The sequence below is a fragment of the Maridesulfovibrio zosterae DSM 11974 genome (assembly GCF_000425265.1).
GTDB classification, from domain to species: domain Bacteria; phylum Desulfobacterota; class Desulfovibrionia; order Desulfovibrionales; family Desulfovibrionaceae; genus Maridesulfovibrio; species Maridesulfovibrio zosterae.
Genome location: NZ_KE384343.1, coordinates 282,125 through 297,594, shown reverse-complemented (window position 1 = coordinate 297,594; position 15,470 = coordinate 282,125). Strand labels below are relative to the sequence as shown.

Here is a 15,470-nt window from a genome sequence, read left to right as displayed (position 1 = left end):
GGGAACGCAATGACAAGCAAACTTAAGACCGTTACCATTCCCAAAGGTATTCCGGGGACTATCACACTGTTGCAAAAAGGAGTGAGAATACATGCCATTGAGGGAATGAGTATCCGGGAATTCATGACGGAAGCGATTGGACTCAGTGCGGATTACGCTGAAAAAAGAGTTCGCGCTATTTTCGTTAACAGCTCACCTGTTGACGATATCGACGGTGTGAAAATCAAAGATCAAGATATTATTTCGCTGTCTGGAGCCCTTCCAGGAATATGCGGTATTGCCATGAGTCGGGACACAGTAATCAGTGGTTTTCGAAGCGACATCAGTGCAAGAACATCTGATGCGGTACGCCAAGGAAATGCCATTATTACTGTAAAACTTTTCAATCTCGTTGCCAGTGAATCGGGAGCCTTGTTACTTGAAAAAGGCGTTATTGTCGATTCTGTCGATGTTCTAGAAGCCTTAAAAGAGAATTCTCCATCAGAAATCAATTCGAAAAGCGGATCGATCCTACTGAAAATTTAAACAAGAAACCCCTGCCAATTATTTATCGGCAGGGGTTTCGATGCAAAACAATATAATTTTAAGATTATAGCTGAATCTTTAGCAATCGCAAAAAAGTATCAGCTGAATCCATTATTTATCAAGTAGCTCAAGCATTGCTTTTTTCATTCCAGCAGTGTCAATACCAATATCATGACGCAGTTCCTGCTGTGTCCCATGCTCGATAAATTCATCAGGAATTCCCAGCCGCTTTATTTCATGACCGTCAATAGCATTGTTGTCTACTAACACTTCGATAATAGCTGAGCTGAGTCCTCCAGCCATGGCATTTTCTTCTACGATAAGAATTTTCTTGAACCGAGAAGCAAGTTCCAGAATCTGTGCTTCAGGAAGTGGTTTAACAAAGCGAGCATTAAACACTGCAACAGCTTTTCCTAACTCTTCATCAAGCTCTTCTACAGCTTCAACCGCAGGCCATACTCTGGAGCCGACTGTGATGATCACTCCGTCAAATCCATCGCGCAGAAGTTCTCCTTCTCCGATTTCAAGAATACGGGGATTCTCCTCCAGAATAGCGCCAATGCCTACCCCTCTAGGATACCGCACTGCGGCAGGACCATCAAAATCAATTGCAGTTGCAACCATTCGAGCTAATTCAGCCTCATCTTTGGGAGCCATACAAACAAGATTAGGAATATGACGCAAATAAGAGAGATCAAAAGCACCATGATGCGTTGCACCATCAGCTCCGACCAAGCCACAGCGATCAAGGAAAAAATTGACATTAAGATTCTGCAGACAGACATCATGCACAATCTGATCGTATGATCTCTGAAGAAAGGTTGAATAAATGGCAACAGCAGGCTTGTATCCCATAGTTGCCATTCCGGCAGCAAAGGTTACGGCATGTTGTTCACAGATGCCTACATCCACAAACCTTTCTGGAAATTGCTCGCGAAAATCACTTGTACCGGTACCCTCAGGCATGGCTGCGGTAATTGCGATTATTTTACTATCTTTAGCAGCCAGCTTACATAATGTTTTACCGAAAACAGATGTATATGATGGCAGGCCGCCTTTGAATTTCTTAGCCCGTCCAGTTTCAGGTTCAAAACTGCCTACTCCATGAAAATGGGTCGGATTATCCTCTGCAGGCTTGTATCCCTTACCTTTCTTGGTCAGAACATGTACCAGCACCGGAGAATCTATTTTCTTTACCTGCTCGAAGACATCTACAAGAGCATCTAAGTTGTGCCCGTCAATAGGCCCAAGATAGGTGAAATCGAGAGATTCAAACAACATTCCCGGTGTGAAAAAACTCTTAAAAGAATCTTCACCACGTTTGGCATACATTGCAAGGTCGTCACCAATCTTTGGTATCTGCTTAAGCAGAGATTCAAAATCCTTCTTAAAGCGATTAATTACCGGATGAGACAGTTTGCGGCTGAGATAAGATGACAATGCACCAACATTAGCAGAAATTGACATCTCATTGTCATTAAGGACGACAACCATCTTACGCTTCATACCACCGGCCTGGTTCAAACCTTCGAAAGCCTGCCCTGCAGTCATAGAACCATCGCCGATAACAGCAACACAGTTACGGCCCGCGCCTTCAATATCACTGGCAAAAGCCATGCCCAGAGCGGCAGAAATAGATGTGCTTGAATGACCTACACCAAAATGATCATACGGGTTTTCTGCCATACGTGGAAAACCGCTGATACCGTCTTTCTGACGCAAGGTATGAAATTCTTTGTAACGCCCGGTCAAAATTTTATGCGCGTAGGCCTGATGACCAACATCCCAGACCAGACGATCTGTATTGAAATCAAAACACTTAAAAAGCGCTATAGTCAGCTCAATAACTCCAAGTGAAGGAGCAAGATGCCCTCCGCCCTTGGAGACAGTATGGATAATACACTGTCTGAGCTCCTGAGCCAGCTGAATCTGCTGCTCTTTGGACAACTCTTTTACCAGCGCGGGATTATTTATCTTTTGCAGAAGTGGGTAGTCACCGCATCCGCATGAAGAATCATTTATGTTCATCTTCCCCGAACCTCACAACGGGTTATATTTCTTAAAAAAAATTAAGCATCTCTGCACCCACTCTCAAATTTGATCTGGAATGGACACATCGGCACGAGTTACTTAACAGTGTTAACCAATTAGTATATAAAACTTCATATCGAGCGAAAACAGATCGCTGACTAATAAACTCTGTCTACAATATATTGAGCAAGTTCAGTGAGTAACTCAGCTTCTTCACCAGAATAAGGTCTTAGCAGCTCAACAGCTTCATTAACATATTTCCGTGCCAGAGCCTTACTTTCCTCAAGGCCTATCAGGCTTGGATACGTAGATTTACCAAGCTCTTCATCGCTGCCGACAGGTTTACCTAGGGAAGCTTCATCACCGACGATATCCAAAACATCATCTACAATTTGAAAAGCTACACCGATCAAACGACCATATTCTTCAGCTCTCCTGACATCATCTTCTGTTGCCCCTGCACCTTTAGCCAGAATTGCTCCGGATTTACAAGCAGAAAGAATGAGTGCTCCGGTTTTCATGGAGTGCATAGTCTTGAGTTCGTCAAGGGTAACACCGTCACGTCCAGTATAGCTGATATCAACAGCCTGTCCTCCGACCATTCCGCCGCTTCCCGCAGACTTGGCCATAAGAGCAATAGCCTCAACAACGTCTGCTGCAGGGGCTTTGGCTTCAGCCATAAAGCCGAAAGCTTCTGTAAGCAGACCGTCACCGGCAAGAATTGCGGTAGCTTCGTCAAATTGTTTATGATTTGAAGGCTTACCACGTCTCAAGTCATCGTCATCCATAGCCGGAAGGTCATCATGGATAAGTGAATAAGTATGAATCATCTCTAAACTGGCAGCAAAAGGCATTACTGCTTCTTTGTCAGCGCCGAGCATTTTAGCCCACACCAGAACCAAAACAGGGCGTAACCGTTTTCCACCAGCCATAAGGCTGTATTTCATAGATTCAAGCAAGTCAGCTGGAATCCCACGGTCATTAAGACATTCACTCAAATATTTTTCAACTTCAGCAGCATGCACTGCAAGTTTCTCTTTAACTGTCATCAGCTATATCCTTATTTTCGTCTTTAATCTCAAAATCTTCAACCAGCCCATCACTTACAATCATAACTTCATTGCGGGCGGTCTCCAGTTGTTCAGCGCATTCCTTGGAAAGAATCCGGCCTTCTTTAAATAAGGCAACACCCTCTTCGAGAAGCAAATCTCCACGTTCAAGCGAGGAAACTATTTCTTTCAGCCTTTCAAGCCGTTTTTCAAAACTTATTTCGTCTTTCATATAATATTTAAAGTTGCCGGTCTATTTAATGCCAAGCAGCTGATCGGTTGTCTTATAAAGCACATAAGCAGGATCGACAAGTCTTCCCTGAACACTCACACTCATATGCAGATGGGGGCCAGTAACTCTTCCTGTGGCACCAATTCCACCTATTACCTGCCCTCTATCTACTATTTCGCCTTCCTTAACATCTATTCGTGAAAGATGGAAATACATCGTGACAACCCCGTTACCATGGTCGAGGTAAACACAATTACCTGCGTAATAGTGATCGCCTACGAGTACGACTTTACCGTCAGCCATGGCTTTAACAGCCGTGCCTTTCGAGCCTCTGAAATCAAGGCCGCGATGAGGATTTTTAGGTTTGCCGTTCAAAATCCTCTGTGCACCGTACGGGCTCGATTGTGAACCCTTTGTAGGTCTTTGAAAAGGTAAAAACCATTTACGCTGGTCTGACATGGAGGCCTTGGCTGCCTTAACCTCCTCTCTGTCCCTGGAAATTTTATCATAAACTTCCTGCGGCGGCGTGACCATATTCTCAGGCAAAGTGAGTCTCTGGATCTTATATTTTTTCTTAGCAACTTTAATAGTACGTCCAAGACTTCGATTTTTCCCATCAGAAACATATTTAATAACAAGTCTATCTTTACCAGTCTTATCAAAAAGGACATCTGTTCCAAACATTGCTAGTGCAACATAACGCTCTTTCCACTCACGAATCTCAGGTTTTACAGTCTTGCCCTTCCACTCAACGCTTACGGACTCTAATGGCTTGTCAGAAGTTAACCGAACCAGAAAGGCCTCTCCTAATCCAACCTTTTTGGGGTAGGCCAGATTTACAGATCCAAACGCACTGGAAACAAAAAAAAGAAACAAAAAAAATGTAAAAAAAACAACTTTTATCTTATTATACTTCATTGGGACCCAAACTCCGCAATATTATTTAGTAACAATCTTAGCCCTGACTTCACCAGACTTTACTCGAACCCTGATAGCATCACCATCCAAAACCTCATCAGGGCTGCGCAAAAATGTTCCATTCTTTTCAACTGTAACAAGTGAATACCCTCTTTCAAGAGGGCTTTCAGGGTCCAGCATTCTCAGTGAATTAGCAGTATTTTCAAATTCAGCACTTATAACATGCAAAAAAGTTGAACATGCACGACCCAATCTGTCAGAAAGAAAAACAACATCCTGTTCCATGCGAGAAATTTTATCTTTGCCAAAAGAAACCGAAAGCCTTCGTGAAAAATTATCTACTTCCATATTTTTCTTTGAAAAAAAGCTATAAACAGTGCGCTCAAGACGCTGTTCCTCTTCTTCAAAAGATGCAAGCAATCGCTCAATACGTTGGGCAGGCGACAGCCATTTCAGCCCCTTACGCAATGTTTCAAATTGAGAGCTGCTTATATCAAGAAAATTTTCATAGCTTCGAACAAGCCCGTTATCAAGTTCATCCACAGCCTGTATTAATGTCTCGCGCCTAGGCCAAAGCTCTTGAGCGGCATGACTCGGTGTCGCAACCCGTTTATCGGAAACATAATCAGCGATAGAAAAATCAACTTCATGGCCGACGCCACAAACAACTGGAACAGTACTCCGAAAAATAGCATCTGCAACAGGCTCAGTATTAAAAGCCCATAAATCCTCAAGAGATCCGCCACCGCGTACAAGAACAACAACTTCAGCCCAGCCATCTTCGCCAACCAGATCCAGAGCATCAGCGATCTGTCCCGGGGCGAGATCTCCCTGTACCAGAGTAGGATAAATCCTGATTTGTGTCCCTGTTCCACGTCCTTCAGCTATCTTCAAAAAATCACGAACAGCAGCCCCGGTTGGAGCGGTTACTACAGCCACCCTTTTCGGCGAAGCTGGTATTTCCATTTTTCTATCTTCAGAAAAATAGCCCTTTTCTGAAAGTTTGCGTTTCATACTCTCAAAAGCAAGCTTTAAATCACCAACGCCCTGCTCCTGAATAAGTTCTGCAACAAGTTGATACACCCCACGGGGAGGATAAACATTCATATGCCCTGCACATAGAATTTCCATTCCGTCTTCAAGTTCCAGCTTACCGCCTGTTTCAACCTCACCAGTCAACGGATTAATGCTCTCACCGTCTCCAGCGTTTCTCTGATTACCTTTGAACCAGACCACCGATAAACCGGCATCACCATCAGTGAGTGTAAAGTATATATGACCGGACGCAGGACGTGACAAATTAGTAACCTGTCCCTTGACCCATATGAAAGGGAATTCAGATTCCAGCACATCTTTTACAGCGCGGGTTATGTCAGTGACTGAAAATATTCTCATATAGAGAGGCCTCCAACGGCTCTCCTAGGGCAAAAGGGGGAAACTAATGAAAAAGTTTCCCCCTCCGACTATACATTCAAAACTTTTATCGGGCGTACGCTTTGAAAGCGAATAAATATTCTATTTAGCCTCAAGTCCCCATGAATGCCAGATATCGGCACGCCATGAGTTGAACGCTTCAATAAAATTATCAAGAGGAAGTTCTATCTTCTCTCCTGTTTTACGATTTTTGGCTTCAGCAATTCCGTTCTTAAGCCCTTTGCCGCCAATCACAAGCTGCATTGGGTAACCGATAAGGTCGGCATCAGCAAACTTTACACCAGGACGCTCTTTACGATCATCATAAGCAGCATCAATACCCATTTCCATGAGCTGATTATAGAGTTCCTCGGCTTTTTCATTAACAGCTTCGTCTTTACCGCCAAGAGAAATTACACATATTTCAAAAGGGGCTATTGTCGGAGGAAAGATTGCTCCGTTCTCGTCGTTATTCTGCTCAATGGCAGATGCGACAACACGGGACACACCTATTCCATAACAGCCCATGACCATTGGCTGCGCCTTACCATTCTCATCAAGAAAAGTTGCTTCCATCACTTTGGAGTACTTTTCGCCGAGTTTGAAAACATGACCGACTTCGATACCTTTGGTAAATTCAATTTTTGCACCGCATTCAGGACAAGAATCAGATTCTGTTATGACGCGCAGATCAGCAAATTTTTCTATTTTGCAATCACGTCCGAGTGACAGATGTCTGATATGAGTATCACCTTTGTTCGCTCCTGCAACCCAGTCTGTAGAAGAGCAAAGTTCATGATCAGCAAAAATGCGTTCTACCTTGAGCCCTACAGGTCCGGCAAATCCGACAGGAGCTCCTGTCCACTCTCTAACCTGTTCTTCGCTTGCCATTTCAACTTCATTTCCACCCACTAGATTACGGAGCTTTACATCATTCAGCTCACGATCCCCGCGTACCAGAGCGGCTACAGGCTCTCCATCTACGGTAAAAAGTAAAGTTTTAACCAGCTTGTCGGCAGAGATACCCATAAATTCGCAAACTTCTTCAACAGTATGTTTGCCTGGAGTAGAAATTTCTTCAATAGCTGCACATTCGGCATTAGTCATATTTTCGCCGTTTGGAGCTGCTACTTTTGCTTTTTCAAGGTTGGCTGCGTAGCCACATTTTTCGTCGCGGCAGACTGCAATAGTGTCTTCTCCGGTCTCGGCAAGCACGTGAAACTCGTGAGAAAAGTCACCGCCGATAGCACCGGAATCAGCCTGTACAGGACGAAAGTTGAGGCCGATACGTGAGAAAGCTTTTTTATAAGCTTCAAACATATTGCGGTAGGATTCTTCTGCGCCGGATTCATCTTTGTCAAAAGAATAGGCATCTTTCATTACAAATTCACGGCCACGCATAAGCCCGAAACGGGGGCGTATTTCGTCACGGAATTTAGTCTGAATCTGATAAAGGCTGAGTGGCAACTGCTTATAGGATTTAACTTCACCACGCACGAGATCGGTAATGACTTCCTCATGTGTAGGTCCGAGGCAGTAGTCGCGCCCATGACGATCTTTAATGCGTAATAATTCTTTGCCGTAATAATCCCAGCGCCCGGTTTCCTGCCAGAGATCACCGGGCTGAACCATAGGCATAAGCACTTCAAGAGCTCCGGCGCGATTCATTTCCTCACGCACAATAGCTCCTACTTTGTTCAAGGACTTAAGACCGAGAGGCAGGTAGGTATAAAGACCGCTGGTCAATTTGCGGATCATCCCTGCACGCATCAGTAATTTATGTGAAACAACTTCCGCATCGGAAGGATCTTCTTTTAAAGTCGGTATATAGTAACGGCTCAAACGCATTTATTTCCCTCTCTTTTCTTCCAAAAATATTTCGATTTCTTTCATAAATTCGGGCAGCAGATTATCTTCACCCTTAACCTTGCGGATAACTTCACCCTTACGGAAAATGATCCCAAGACCACGCCCTCCGGCAATACCGATATCAGCTTCTTTAGCTTCGCCGGGACCGTTAACTACGCATCCCATAACTGCCACCGTAAAAACATCCTTAACTCCGCGGAGGTTGTCTTCAACCTTTTGAGCCAGATCAATAAGATCAATTTCAGTACGTCCGCAAGTAGGGCAGGAAACAATCTCTGGACCTCGTTCACGCAGTCCTAGTGAGCGCAGAATTTCCCATGCTACACCGACTTCAGCAACAGGATCATGAGTCAGGGATACACGCATGGTATCTCCGAGGCCTTCCCAAAAAAGAATACCAAGGCCGACAGCGGACTTAACTGCACCGCGCACAAGTGTTCCAGCTTCGGTTATGCCCACATGTTGCGGATAGTCAACTTTTTCAGACAGAAGCTTATATGCAGCGATGGTATTCAGAACAGAGGAAGATTTGAGAGATATTTTGGTATCGTAAAACCCTCTCTTTTCCAGCAGTGCAACGTGTTCCAGTGCACTTTCAACCATTGCTTCAGGAGTAGGGCCGCCGTATTTGGCAAGCAGAGCTTTATCAAGAGACCCGCCGTTTACACCTATACGGATGGGAACTTTGCGTTCCTTGGCAGCGGCAACAACAGAATCAACTTTGTCTTCACCACCTATATTTCCCGGATTAATACGCAGAGCATCAATTCCGGCTTCCATTGCGGACAGCGCAAGACGGTAATCAAAATGAATATCTGCCACCAGCGGAACGGGAGATCCTTTACGAATCTGCGGCAGAGCTTTAGCAGCCGCTTCATCCGGTACGGCAACACGTACAATTTCACATCCAGCTTCAGCTAAAGCATCAATCTGGGCTCTGGTAGAAATAGCATCACGAGTATCGGTATTACACATGGATTGAACCCTGATAGGGTTATTTCCGCCTATGCCGACATCGCCAATGAACAGTTCACGGGTCTTTTTTCTATTGATCATTTTTCACCTGATTTATTCAGTTTTGCACCTTATTATCAATAACGTGCGCAGCAGCATAATATATATCTCTCTCATAGCCAACCTCAGGGCGGCACATAAAATTTTATACACAAAAAAGTCCCGATCCAAAAATGGAAGCGGGACTTTTAAAAGCTGGTTTTAGATATTAAATTATTTAGATGCCATTTTCAGATATGATTTAAGGTATTCTAGTTCCTTGTTACCGGGAGCAATTGAAATAGCCTTATCAAGAACTGTTTTTGCTTTTTCAACTTGATTTTGACTTACAAGAAAACGGACATACGCTTTATAAAGTTCAATACTATTAGGAACTAAAGAAATTCCTCTTTCAAGAGATCTTCCTGCAAGCTCAGTCTTTTTCAACCCTAATTGAACATAAGCAACGTAAAGAAAAGGCTCAGCCTCACCTGCCGGGGTTCCAACTTTAAAAGCAGCATCAAGCAAATCTTCAGCGGTAGCGTAATCTCCTGAAGCAAAAGCCTTCTTCGCAGCTCTCATAAAAGTTAGATATTTGGATTCATCAGCACTTGTATTACTCTTAGCTTGTGCTTTTGGTTTATTTCCAAACTGTTGAGTGTTCTTTTCAGGTAATGATTTAGTTTCCGCCAGCGCCTTTTGAAGATCCTGCTGATAAAGAACTTCTGCTTTATGCACAGTCTCAACGTTAAGTGGAACACTAGAATAAATAGCTAAAAATAATTCAGGATCAAGATAGTTATTAATTTTAAGTTTATTGGCCGCAATAAAATCATCAAGAGCTTTCTTTGTTGCATCATTAAATTGCCCTGTAGGGCGAACATCAAAATAACCATGATACATCAGATAATATTGAAGGCATTCTATCCGTTTTGCCTTATTGGACAGAACATACCCTTTTCTCTTTTGATTCAGTACATATTTATCAGCCTTACCACCGTCAACACATTTCCAATAAGGAAGTTTTAAATAACGTCCCAAGAGTTCAAGAACGGAACAATCGATCAGAAGACGTAATGCTGCGTGCCTGCCCTGCAACTCACTTGCAGTGCCCCCTCCACCAAAACCTGTTCCAAAAATAGCAAATCCTAGATCGTATTTGGACATCCCCTTATAAACTTTGATTGTGTTAGTAGCCTGCATTTTGGGAACAAAAAGCTGACTTTTAAAATCAATAAGGTTCATATCTATAGTAATGCGTGACATTGTTTGGGTTTCTACAGCATTAGCTTCAATATCAGCTGAAAAAACACCCGTTCCTACTGAAGCACTCCCTCCAATATCTCCACCAGTGCCTTTCAAACCACGATCAAATTCAGTTAATCCCCCATCAATAATAACTTCTGGGAGCCTAAGTGTTACAGCATTACCATAAATATTTTTGGTATTAATAGTATAGTCATAATCGCCAACGGCATAGCGAACATTTGGACCTATACGGTTGACAGCACTTTTTACCATATCAGTCATTTCTTCAGGAATTTCTCCCTGAGACATTGCATTTACGCCTGTTTTATCGATAAATGGCTTTGCTGAGACGTACAGTGTCTTCCTCTTTTTTGGATCTAAGCTATAGTAATAAACATTTATCATCTCACCGAATTTCTCCAAAGCAGTGGAGTACTCGGTATTCTTCTCTGCCGGCTTTTCCTGTGGAAGGTCTAAAGTTGGAGCTGGTGGTGTTATGCAACCAGAAAGAGCAGAAATTAATATGACTAATACACAAAAAGTAAATCTAGACTTCATAATAAGTAAGTTCCGTTGACTTAAAACATTATTTTCCTATCGAGGTCACATCACCTTTGATATCATTAATGATAATAATATCTCCATGGTTATCCCCTTCAACCACAACTCCGCCAACTGGGCCTGAAGAATTATTTTCTATAACTGACGAGGTTGCTTTACCGGCTCCTTTCTTAGCAAGATGAGCTTGTAACTTAGCTCGGTTTACAGCAGTGACTTTACGCCTGTTATAAGACTTTTGTTCAATATCACTATACATGCCTTTGTTATATTCAGCAAAATTATTTTCAAATGCTAACGCATCATGCGTAAAAAACGAAAAAAACAATAATGCACATCCTAAAAAAGAATAAATTTTTTTGTCCAATCGCCAAGTTATAGCAAACATAACTTACTCCGCAAGAAACGGGGCTTACATAAAAGCAAGCCCCGAATTTATTGCCTATTTTCCGTCTATATTAAGACCACCAACATTCAAATCAGTCCCAACGTTAGTGTATGTACCTTTATTTTTAGATTTAACCATTATAGTTGCGCTTTTACCAACATTAGCATTCTTGATATTAACACCACCGACGTTGGTTCTAGTATTTTTAACATTACCAATCTGTCCACCAGCCATGCCACCGGCCAATTTTACAGATCCTCCTGCTACAGATGTTACAGTAGCTTCATTTTCACTTGCAATTGTAATGTCACCGTCCATCTGCATAGGACCAGCAAAACAGATTCCTGCGATAAGAGTTACGGACGCGGCCAAAACGATAATTCTCAATGTCTTCATCTAACACTCCTATTAAATTTAAAATTAACTACACTAACCATCTATTCATATTTTCTTCCAATTTGGACACCACCAACATTGATTTTTTTTCCAATGTTTGTAACACCTCCACTATTGTTATTAATAACCGTAATTTTATCACTTCTCTTTACATGTGAATTATGAATATTTACTCCACCAAAATTAGTACTCGCATCCTTAACATTACCATCTGATACCTTCATAGCTCCCCACAAAACGTATGCCTCTTTACCCCCAACAGAGGTTACATCTCCCGTATTTTTGCCTGCAACGGTAATATCTCCATCAACCTGCATAGGTCCGGCAATACAATATTGAGCCATCAAAATGAAACTCACCAAAAGAAATATTATCTTCCTCATGCCCTTCCCCTCGAACTTAATTTTACTAGACATAAATTGATTTTGATTAGCTATAAAATGTACAGCATTAGTTTCTACAGCACAGTAATCTTAATATCATATTTATAACTTATTTTTTCTAAGTTCAATTTTGGCCCATGTCAATATGATATCAAGCTTTACGGAGATAGTCTGGTGAATTCATTCTGTCACTTAACTGCAAACTATTACCATCTTAAATTACTAGCGAGGGTTTTCTTAACATTATCCACCCCTCACTCTTATACTCAAACTAAATTAAGTAATATTTAGTACACTTACGTTTATTTAACCCAATTAATTTTTTTGCATTTTGCAAAGTGATTCTCGTGAAGAAACGCTCCGGGTTTCTTATCAAAAAGGCGGGGATGATAGCTGGTTAATTTATTGGACTCAGGAACGAAAGAGCAAAATTCCTGTGCATCTTTGCCCCACAGAAACCATAAGGCATTATTCTTTGCAGAAATAAATTTCAACAGATCCGTTGAGAAATCACGCCAGATATCTGTATGACTGCCGGAATTCATAATCCTGCAGGTAAGCGCTGCGTTTAGAAACAATACGCCTTGCTGCTCAAGATCATCAAAAAACTTATTAGGGGGAAGGATAGGAAAGTGACCTGAATTAATATCATCACGAATTTTTGCAATGCCAACGGTTTCTTCAGCCTGAAGATAGTTTTTATGCAACAATTTCAAAATATTTACTAACGAAGCATTGCGTTTAAGGTCGGACCATTTATCAATATTGCCTACCTCGAATGATCTTCCTGTAGCAACTCCGGGTTGTGGATAGGGGTCCTGCCCCAATATGATTACTTCTATTTTCTTTAAATCAACTTCACAAAATCTCAGCACACGCTCAGCTGAAGGAGTAAAATCATGACCTATTGATTTTCCTATACTCTCCAGTTCATCAAGTTTCTGAATTGAAAAAAAATCTGCCCATGATTCATGCATTTTGTATGTTGAGTCGCAAAATTTAACTTTCATTATAGTAAGACCTTAAATTAATTCTATTTAAAAATAACCTAGAGAGGTTAAGAGTTTCAAATTCTTTTCTTTTTCAGCACTGCGTCCTTCACGCTCATTTCCACCACCTGCAAGCATAGTACATGGTTTGCATCCAAGCGAGCGGTATCCTATATTATATAATTCACAATGCGGAATTTGATGCATTGTAATGAATGACCAGATATCCATTTCAGTCCATTCAAGTATAGGATTAAAAAGGGTGTGATCAGGATCGGTGCGGACTTCAATATAATTACGATTTGCTCTACTAGGATGTTCATCGCGTCTAATACCTGTTATGAGCAGATCTATTTCAAATTTTTCAATTGCACGTTGCAAAGGTTGTATCTTTAAGTCAGAGCAGCATTTAACAGGATCTACAGCTACCGGATAATCTGCTATATCGAGCTCGGGCCTGATAATTTTGACTTCAACACCCCACTCATGTGCAAGTCTGTCACGGAAAGACATTACTTCGGGAAATTTAACCCCTGTATCGATCGAAACAGCAAAAGGAGTATCAATCTCCCTGGATTTCAAAACTTCGCGCCACAAAGCCAGCACGACAGTGGAGTCTTTACCTCCTGTCCAGGCTACCGCGATGTGCGATGGATCATACATTTCAAGCAAACCTGACATCAGACCTGCTGTATGAGTAACCTTTGCATCAAGTGGTGAAGTTACGCTAATTTCGGACAAATTATTCTCCTTAAAAATATTTGATTATGTTTTTGCCTGAAACATACATTTTTGCAAGCTGTGCATATGAAATTAATATGATATAATATCTTGAATATTCACTAGACTTGGACATTAATTATATTAATATTTTTCTCTTGCATTTCATAACTTCAGACTATATGCCCTACCTCGCTATTAATAGGAGTTCGTTGGCATTACTTAACTGCTGCTATATCATTTTATCTGCAAAATACTTAATTGTGCTGTCAATTAGAGCGTTAAAAGATTAAAGGAACTACTGATGGAACATCCCGTAAACAGTTACGGCAGAACAGTAATAGGCTGGCGTGAATGGGCTTTTTTTCCAGAGCTGAATATTCCAGCTATAAAATTTAAGACAGACACTGGTGCACGGACTTCCTGCCTTCACTCTTTCGAACATAAGTTGTTCAAGAGAAATGGTGAACAATGGATAAAGTTTGGAATTCATCCGGCACCTAAACGTACAGATATTGCGATTTTCTGTGAAGCCCCGGTTATTGATATTCGTAGTATTACCAACTCAGGAGGGACTTCTGAAGAACGTCCGGTAATATGCACTCCTATAAACCTCGGAAACATGACATGGAACATAGAGCTGACTCTAACAGACCGTGACTCTATGAAATTCCGTATGCTTTTAGGACGAAAAGCCATGGAGAACAGGCTTATCGTTGATCCTTCGAAATCATATATTCTTGGTAAAAAACTTGCTACTATATATGATAATTGATTTTTTAGACTGGAGACTAACATGAAAATAGGTATTCTTTCACGCAATAAAGAACTGTACTCTACCAAATCACTGGTAGAATCCTGCATTAAACGGGGACATGATGTCAGCGTTATAAACCCGCTGAAATGTTATATGAATATAACGTCTCATAATCCTAGTATACTTTACAAAGGTAAAAAACTTGAAGGTTTTGATGCTATCATTCCACGTATTGGAGCTTCTGTAACTTTTTATGGCTGTTCCGTTGTAAGACAGTTTGAGATGATGGGAGTTTATTGCGTCAATGAATCAGTTGCAATCAGCCGCTCACGCGACAAACTGCGTAGTCTCCAACTATTGGCCAGAAAAGGGATCGGGCTTCCGGTCACGGCTTTTGCCCACTCCACTCAATATACTGAAGATCTTATTGATACAGTAGGAGGAGCTCCTCTTGTAATCAAACTTCTGGAAGGTACACAGGGTAAAGGTGTTGTTCTTGCAGAAACAAGAGGCACAGCTGCCAGTATTATTGAGGCATTCAAAGGCCTTGAAGCCAATATACTTGTACAAGAGTTTATTTCCGAGGCATCAGGCTCTGACATAAGATGTCTTGTAATCGGTGATAAAGTTATAGCTTCCATGAAAAGGCAGGGACGTGAAGGAGATTTCCGTTCTAATCTTCATCAAGGAGGGCATGCAAGCCAAGTCCGTATTACTCCTGAAGAAAGATCTACCGCTATGCGTAGCGCCAAAATCATGGGATTAGGATTTTGCGGAGTAGATATTCTCCGGTCAAATCATGGTCCTGTTGTTATGGAAGTAAATTCATCACCTGGTCTTGAAGGGATTGAAAAAACAACTGGAACTGATGTTGCTGGAAAACTTATTGAATTTATTGAAAAAAATGCTAAACCGGGTAAGACAAAAACCAAAGGTAAAGGCTGATTAAAATCAGTAGCATAAAATTTATGACAATAAATCCATAAGATGAAAATATAGAT

Annotated in this window: 16 protein-coding genes; 3 read left to right on the top strand and 13 right to left on the bottom strand. The window is 41.6% G+C overall.

All coding sequences use genetic code 11. The features are described from left to right. Positions 1 to 9: 9 nt before the first annotated feature. Positions 10 to 525, top strand: a complete 516-nt coding sequence (locus H589_RS0117605; protein WP_027723251.1) for a hypothetical protein — start codon at positions 10 to 12, stop codon at positions 523 to 525. A gap of 111 nt (positions 526 to 636) precedes the next feature. Here H589_RS0117605 and dxs read toward each other — a convergent pair whose 3' ends face one another. The 13 genes from dxs to H589_RS0117540 all read right to left on the bottom strand — a co-directional run bounded on the left by dxs (position 637) and on the right by H589_RS0117540 (position 13,733). After that, positions 637 to 2,553, bottom strand: coding sequence for a 1-deoxy-D-xylulose-5-phosphate synthase (dxs, locus tag H589_RS0117600; protein WP_027723250.1), 1,917 nt, complete (start codon positions 2,551 to 2,553; stop codon positions 637 to 639). 161 nt (positions 2,554 to 2,714) lie between these two features. Beyond that, complete coding sequence (locus tag H589_RS0117595) at positions 2,715 to 3,605, bottom strand: polyprenyl synthetase family protein (RefSeq protein ID WP_027723249.1); 891 nt, start codon at positions 3,603 to 3,605, stop codon at positions 2,715 to 2,717. Next, on the bottom strand, positions 3,595 to 3,837 hold the full coding sequence (gene xseB, locus H589_RS0117590) for an exodeoxyribonuclease VII small subunit (protein ID WP_027723248.1): 243 nt from the start codon (positions 3,835 to 3,837) through the stop codon (positions 3,595 to 3,597). The genes H589_RS0117595 and xseB overlap by 11 nt, the downstream gene beginning before the upstream one ends. 21 nt (positions 3,838 to 3,858) lie before the next feature. Next, positions 3,859 to 4,755 (bottom strand): M23 family metallopeptidase, encoded by an 897-nt coding sequence (locus H589_RS21165; protein ID WP_027723247.1) that lies wholly within the window; start codon positions 4,753 to 4,755, stop codon positions 3,859 to 3,861. Between the two features lie 21 nt (positions 4,756 to 4,776). Further along, positions 4,777 to 6,150, bottom strand: coding sequence for an exodeoxyribonuclease VII large subunit (xseA, locus tag H589_RS0117580; RefSeq protein WP_027723246.1), 1,374 nt, complete (start codon positions 6,148 to 6,150; stop codon positions 4,777 to 4,779). A 120-nt stretch (positions 6,151 to 6,270) separates the two neighbouring features. Next, positions 6,271 to 8,016 carry a proline--tRNA ligase gene (locus H589_RS0117575; protein WP_027723245.1) on the bottom strand — a complete coding sequence of 582 codons (1,746 nt, stop codon included), beginning with the start codon at positions 8,014 to 8,016 and terminating at the stop codon, positions 6,271 to 6,273. Next, entirely contained in the window at positions 8,017 to 9,093 is a 1,077-nt protein-coding gene (ispG, locus tag H589_RS0117570; RefSeq protein ID WP_035076569.1) for a flavodoxin-dependent (E)-4-hydroxy-3-methylbut-2-enyl-diphosphate synthase, read from the bottom strand. Positions 9,094 to 9,264: 171 nt separating this feature from the next. Next, the gene (locus H589_RS0117565; RefSeq protein WP_027723243.1) at positions 9,265 to 10,836 is read right to left on the bottom strand and encodes a hypothetical protein; all 1,572 of its coding nucleotides are present in this window, start codon (positions 10,834 to 10,836) and stop codon (positions 9,265 to 9,267) included. 28 nt (positions 10,837 to 10,864) lie between these two features. Then, on the bottom strand, positions 10,865 to 11,224 hold the full coding sequence (locus H589_RS0117560; RefSeq protein WP_027723242.1) for a hypothetical protein: 360 nt from the start codon (positions 11,222 to 11,224) through the stop codon (positions 10,865 to 10,867). Positions 11,225 to 11,278: 54 nt separating this feature from the next. Continuing rightward, on the bottom strand, positions 11,279 to 11,620 hold the full coding sequence (locus H589_RS0117555) for a hypothetical protein (protein ID WP_027723241.1): 342 nt from the start codon (positions 11,618 to 11,620) through the stop codon (positions 11,279 to 11,281). Positions 11,621 to 11,661: 41 nt separating this feature from the next. Then, complete coding sequence (locus H589_RS0117550) at positions 11,662 to 12,003, bottom strand: hypothetical protein (protein ID WP_027723240.1); 342 nt, start codon at positions 12,001 to 12,003, stop codon at positions 11,662 to 11,664. A 302-nt stretch (positions 12,004 to 12,305) separates the two neighbouring features. Continuing rightward, on the bottom strand, positions 12,306 to 13,013 hold the full coding sequence (locus tag H589_RS0117545; protein ID WP_027723239.1) for a uracil-DNA glycosylase: 708 nt from the start codon (positions 13,011 to 13,013) through the stop codon (positions 12,306 to 12,308). A 27-nt stretch (positions 13,014 to 13,040) separates the two neighbouring features. Next, positions 13,041 to 13,733 carry a phosphoadenosine phosphosulfate reductase family protein gene (locus H589_RS0117540; protein ID WP_027723238.1) on the bottom strand — a complete coding sequence of 231 codons (693 nt, stop codon included), beginning with the start codon at positions 13,731 to 13,733 and terminating at the stop codon, positions 13,041 to 13,043. A 283-nt stretch (positions 13,734 to 14,016) separates the two neighbouring features. Here H589_RS0117540 and H589_RS0117535 point away from each other — a divergent pair, with 283 nt between their 5' ends. Together H589_RS0117535 and rimK are read left to right on the top strand one after the other, a co-directional pair. Then, positions 14,017 to 14,487, top strand: coding sequence for an ATP-dependent zinc protease family protein (locus H589_RS0117535; RefSeq protein WP_027723237.1), 471 nt, complete (start codon positions 14,017 to 14,019; stop codon positions 14,485 to 14,487). A gap of 21 nt (positions 14,488 to 14,508) precedes the next feature. Continuing rightward, entirely contained in the window at positions 14,509 to 15,414 is a 906-nt protein-coding gene (gene rimK / locus H589_RS0117530; RefSeq protein WP_027723236.1) for a 30S ribosomal protein S6--L-glutamate ligase, read from the top strand. The last annotated feature ends 56 nt before the right edge of the window (positions 15,415 to 15,470 follow it).

What these genes read in the sequence shown, in the direction of transcription:
- ispG (WP_035076569.1), bottom strand. Translation starts at nt 9,093, where the DNA reads ATGATCAATAGAAAAAAGACCCGTGAACTGTTCATTGGCGATGTCGGC.
- xseA (WP_027723246.1), bottom strand. Translation starts at nt 6,150, where the DNA reads ATGAGAATATTTTCAGTCACTGACATAACCCGCGCTGTAAAAGATGTG.
- dxs (WP_027723250.1), bottom strand. Translation starts at nt 2,553, where the DNA reads ATGAACATAAATGATTCTTCATGCGGATGCGGTGACTACCCACTTCTG.
- xseB (WP_027723248.1), bottom strand. Translation starts at nt 3,837, where the DNA reads ATGAAAGACGAAATAAGTTTTGAAAAACGGCTTGAAAGGCTGAAAGAA.
- H589_RS0117550 (WP_027723240.1), bottom strand. Translation starts at nt 12,003, where the DNA reads ATGAGGAAGATAATATTTCTTTTGGTGAGTTTCATTTTGATGGCTCAA.
- H589_RS0117535 (WP_027723237.1), top strand. Translation starts at nt 14,017, where the DNA reads ATGGAACATCCCGTAAACAGTTACGGCAGAACAGTAATAGGCTGGCGT.
- H589_RS0117575 (WP_027723245.1), bottom strand. Translation starts at nt 8,016, where the DNA reads ATGCGTTTGAGCCGTTACTATATACCGACTTTAAAAGAAGATCCTTCC.
- H589_RS0117595 (WP_027723249.1), bottom strand. Translation starts at nt 3,605, where the DNA reads ATGACAGTTAAAGAGAAACTTGCAGTGCATGCTGCTGAAGTTGAAAAA.
- H589_RS0117545 (WP_027723239.1), bottom strand. Translation starts at nt 13,013, where the DNA reads ATGAAAGTTAAATTTTGCGACTCAACATACAAAATGCATGAATCATGG.
- H589_RS0117565 (WP_027723243.1), bottom strand. Translation starts at nt 10,836, where the DNA reads ATGAAGTCTAGATTTACTTTTTGTGTATTAGTCATATTAATTTCTGCT.
- H589_RS0117605 (WP_027723251.1), top strand. Translation starts at nt 10, where the DNA reads ATGACAAGCAAACTTAAGACCGTTACCATTCCCAAAGGTATTCCGGGG.
- H589_RS0117560 (WP_027723242.1), bottom strand. Translation starts at nt 11,224, where the DNA reads ATGTTTGCTATAACTTGGCGATTGGACAAAAAAATTTATTCTTTTTTA.
- H589_RS0117555 (WP_027723241.1), bottom strand. Translation starts at nt 11,620, where the DNA reads ATGAAGACATTGAGAATTATCGTTTTGGCCGCGTCCGTAACTCTTATC.
- rimK (WP_027723236.1), top strand. Translation starts at nt 14,509, where the DNA reads ATGAAAATAGGTATTCTTTCACGCAATAAAGAACTGTACTCTACCAAA.
- H589_RS21165 (WP_027723247.1), bottom strand. Translation starts at nt 4,755, where the DNA reads ATGAAGTATAATAAGATAAAAGTTGTTTTTTTTACATTTTTTTTGTTT.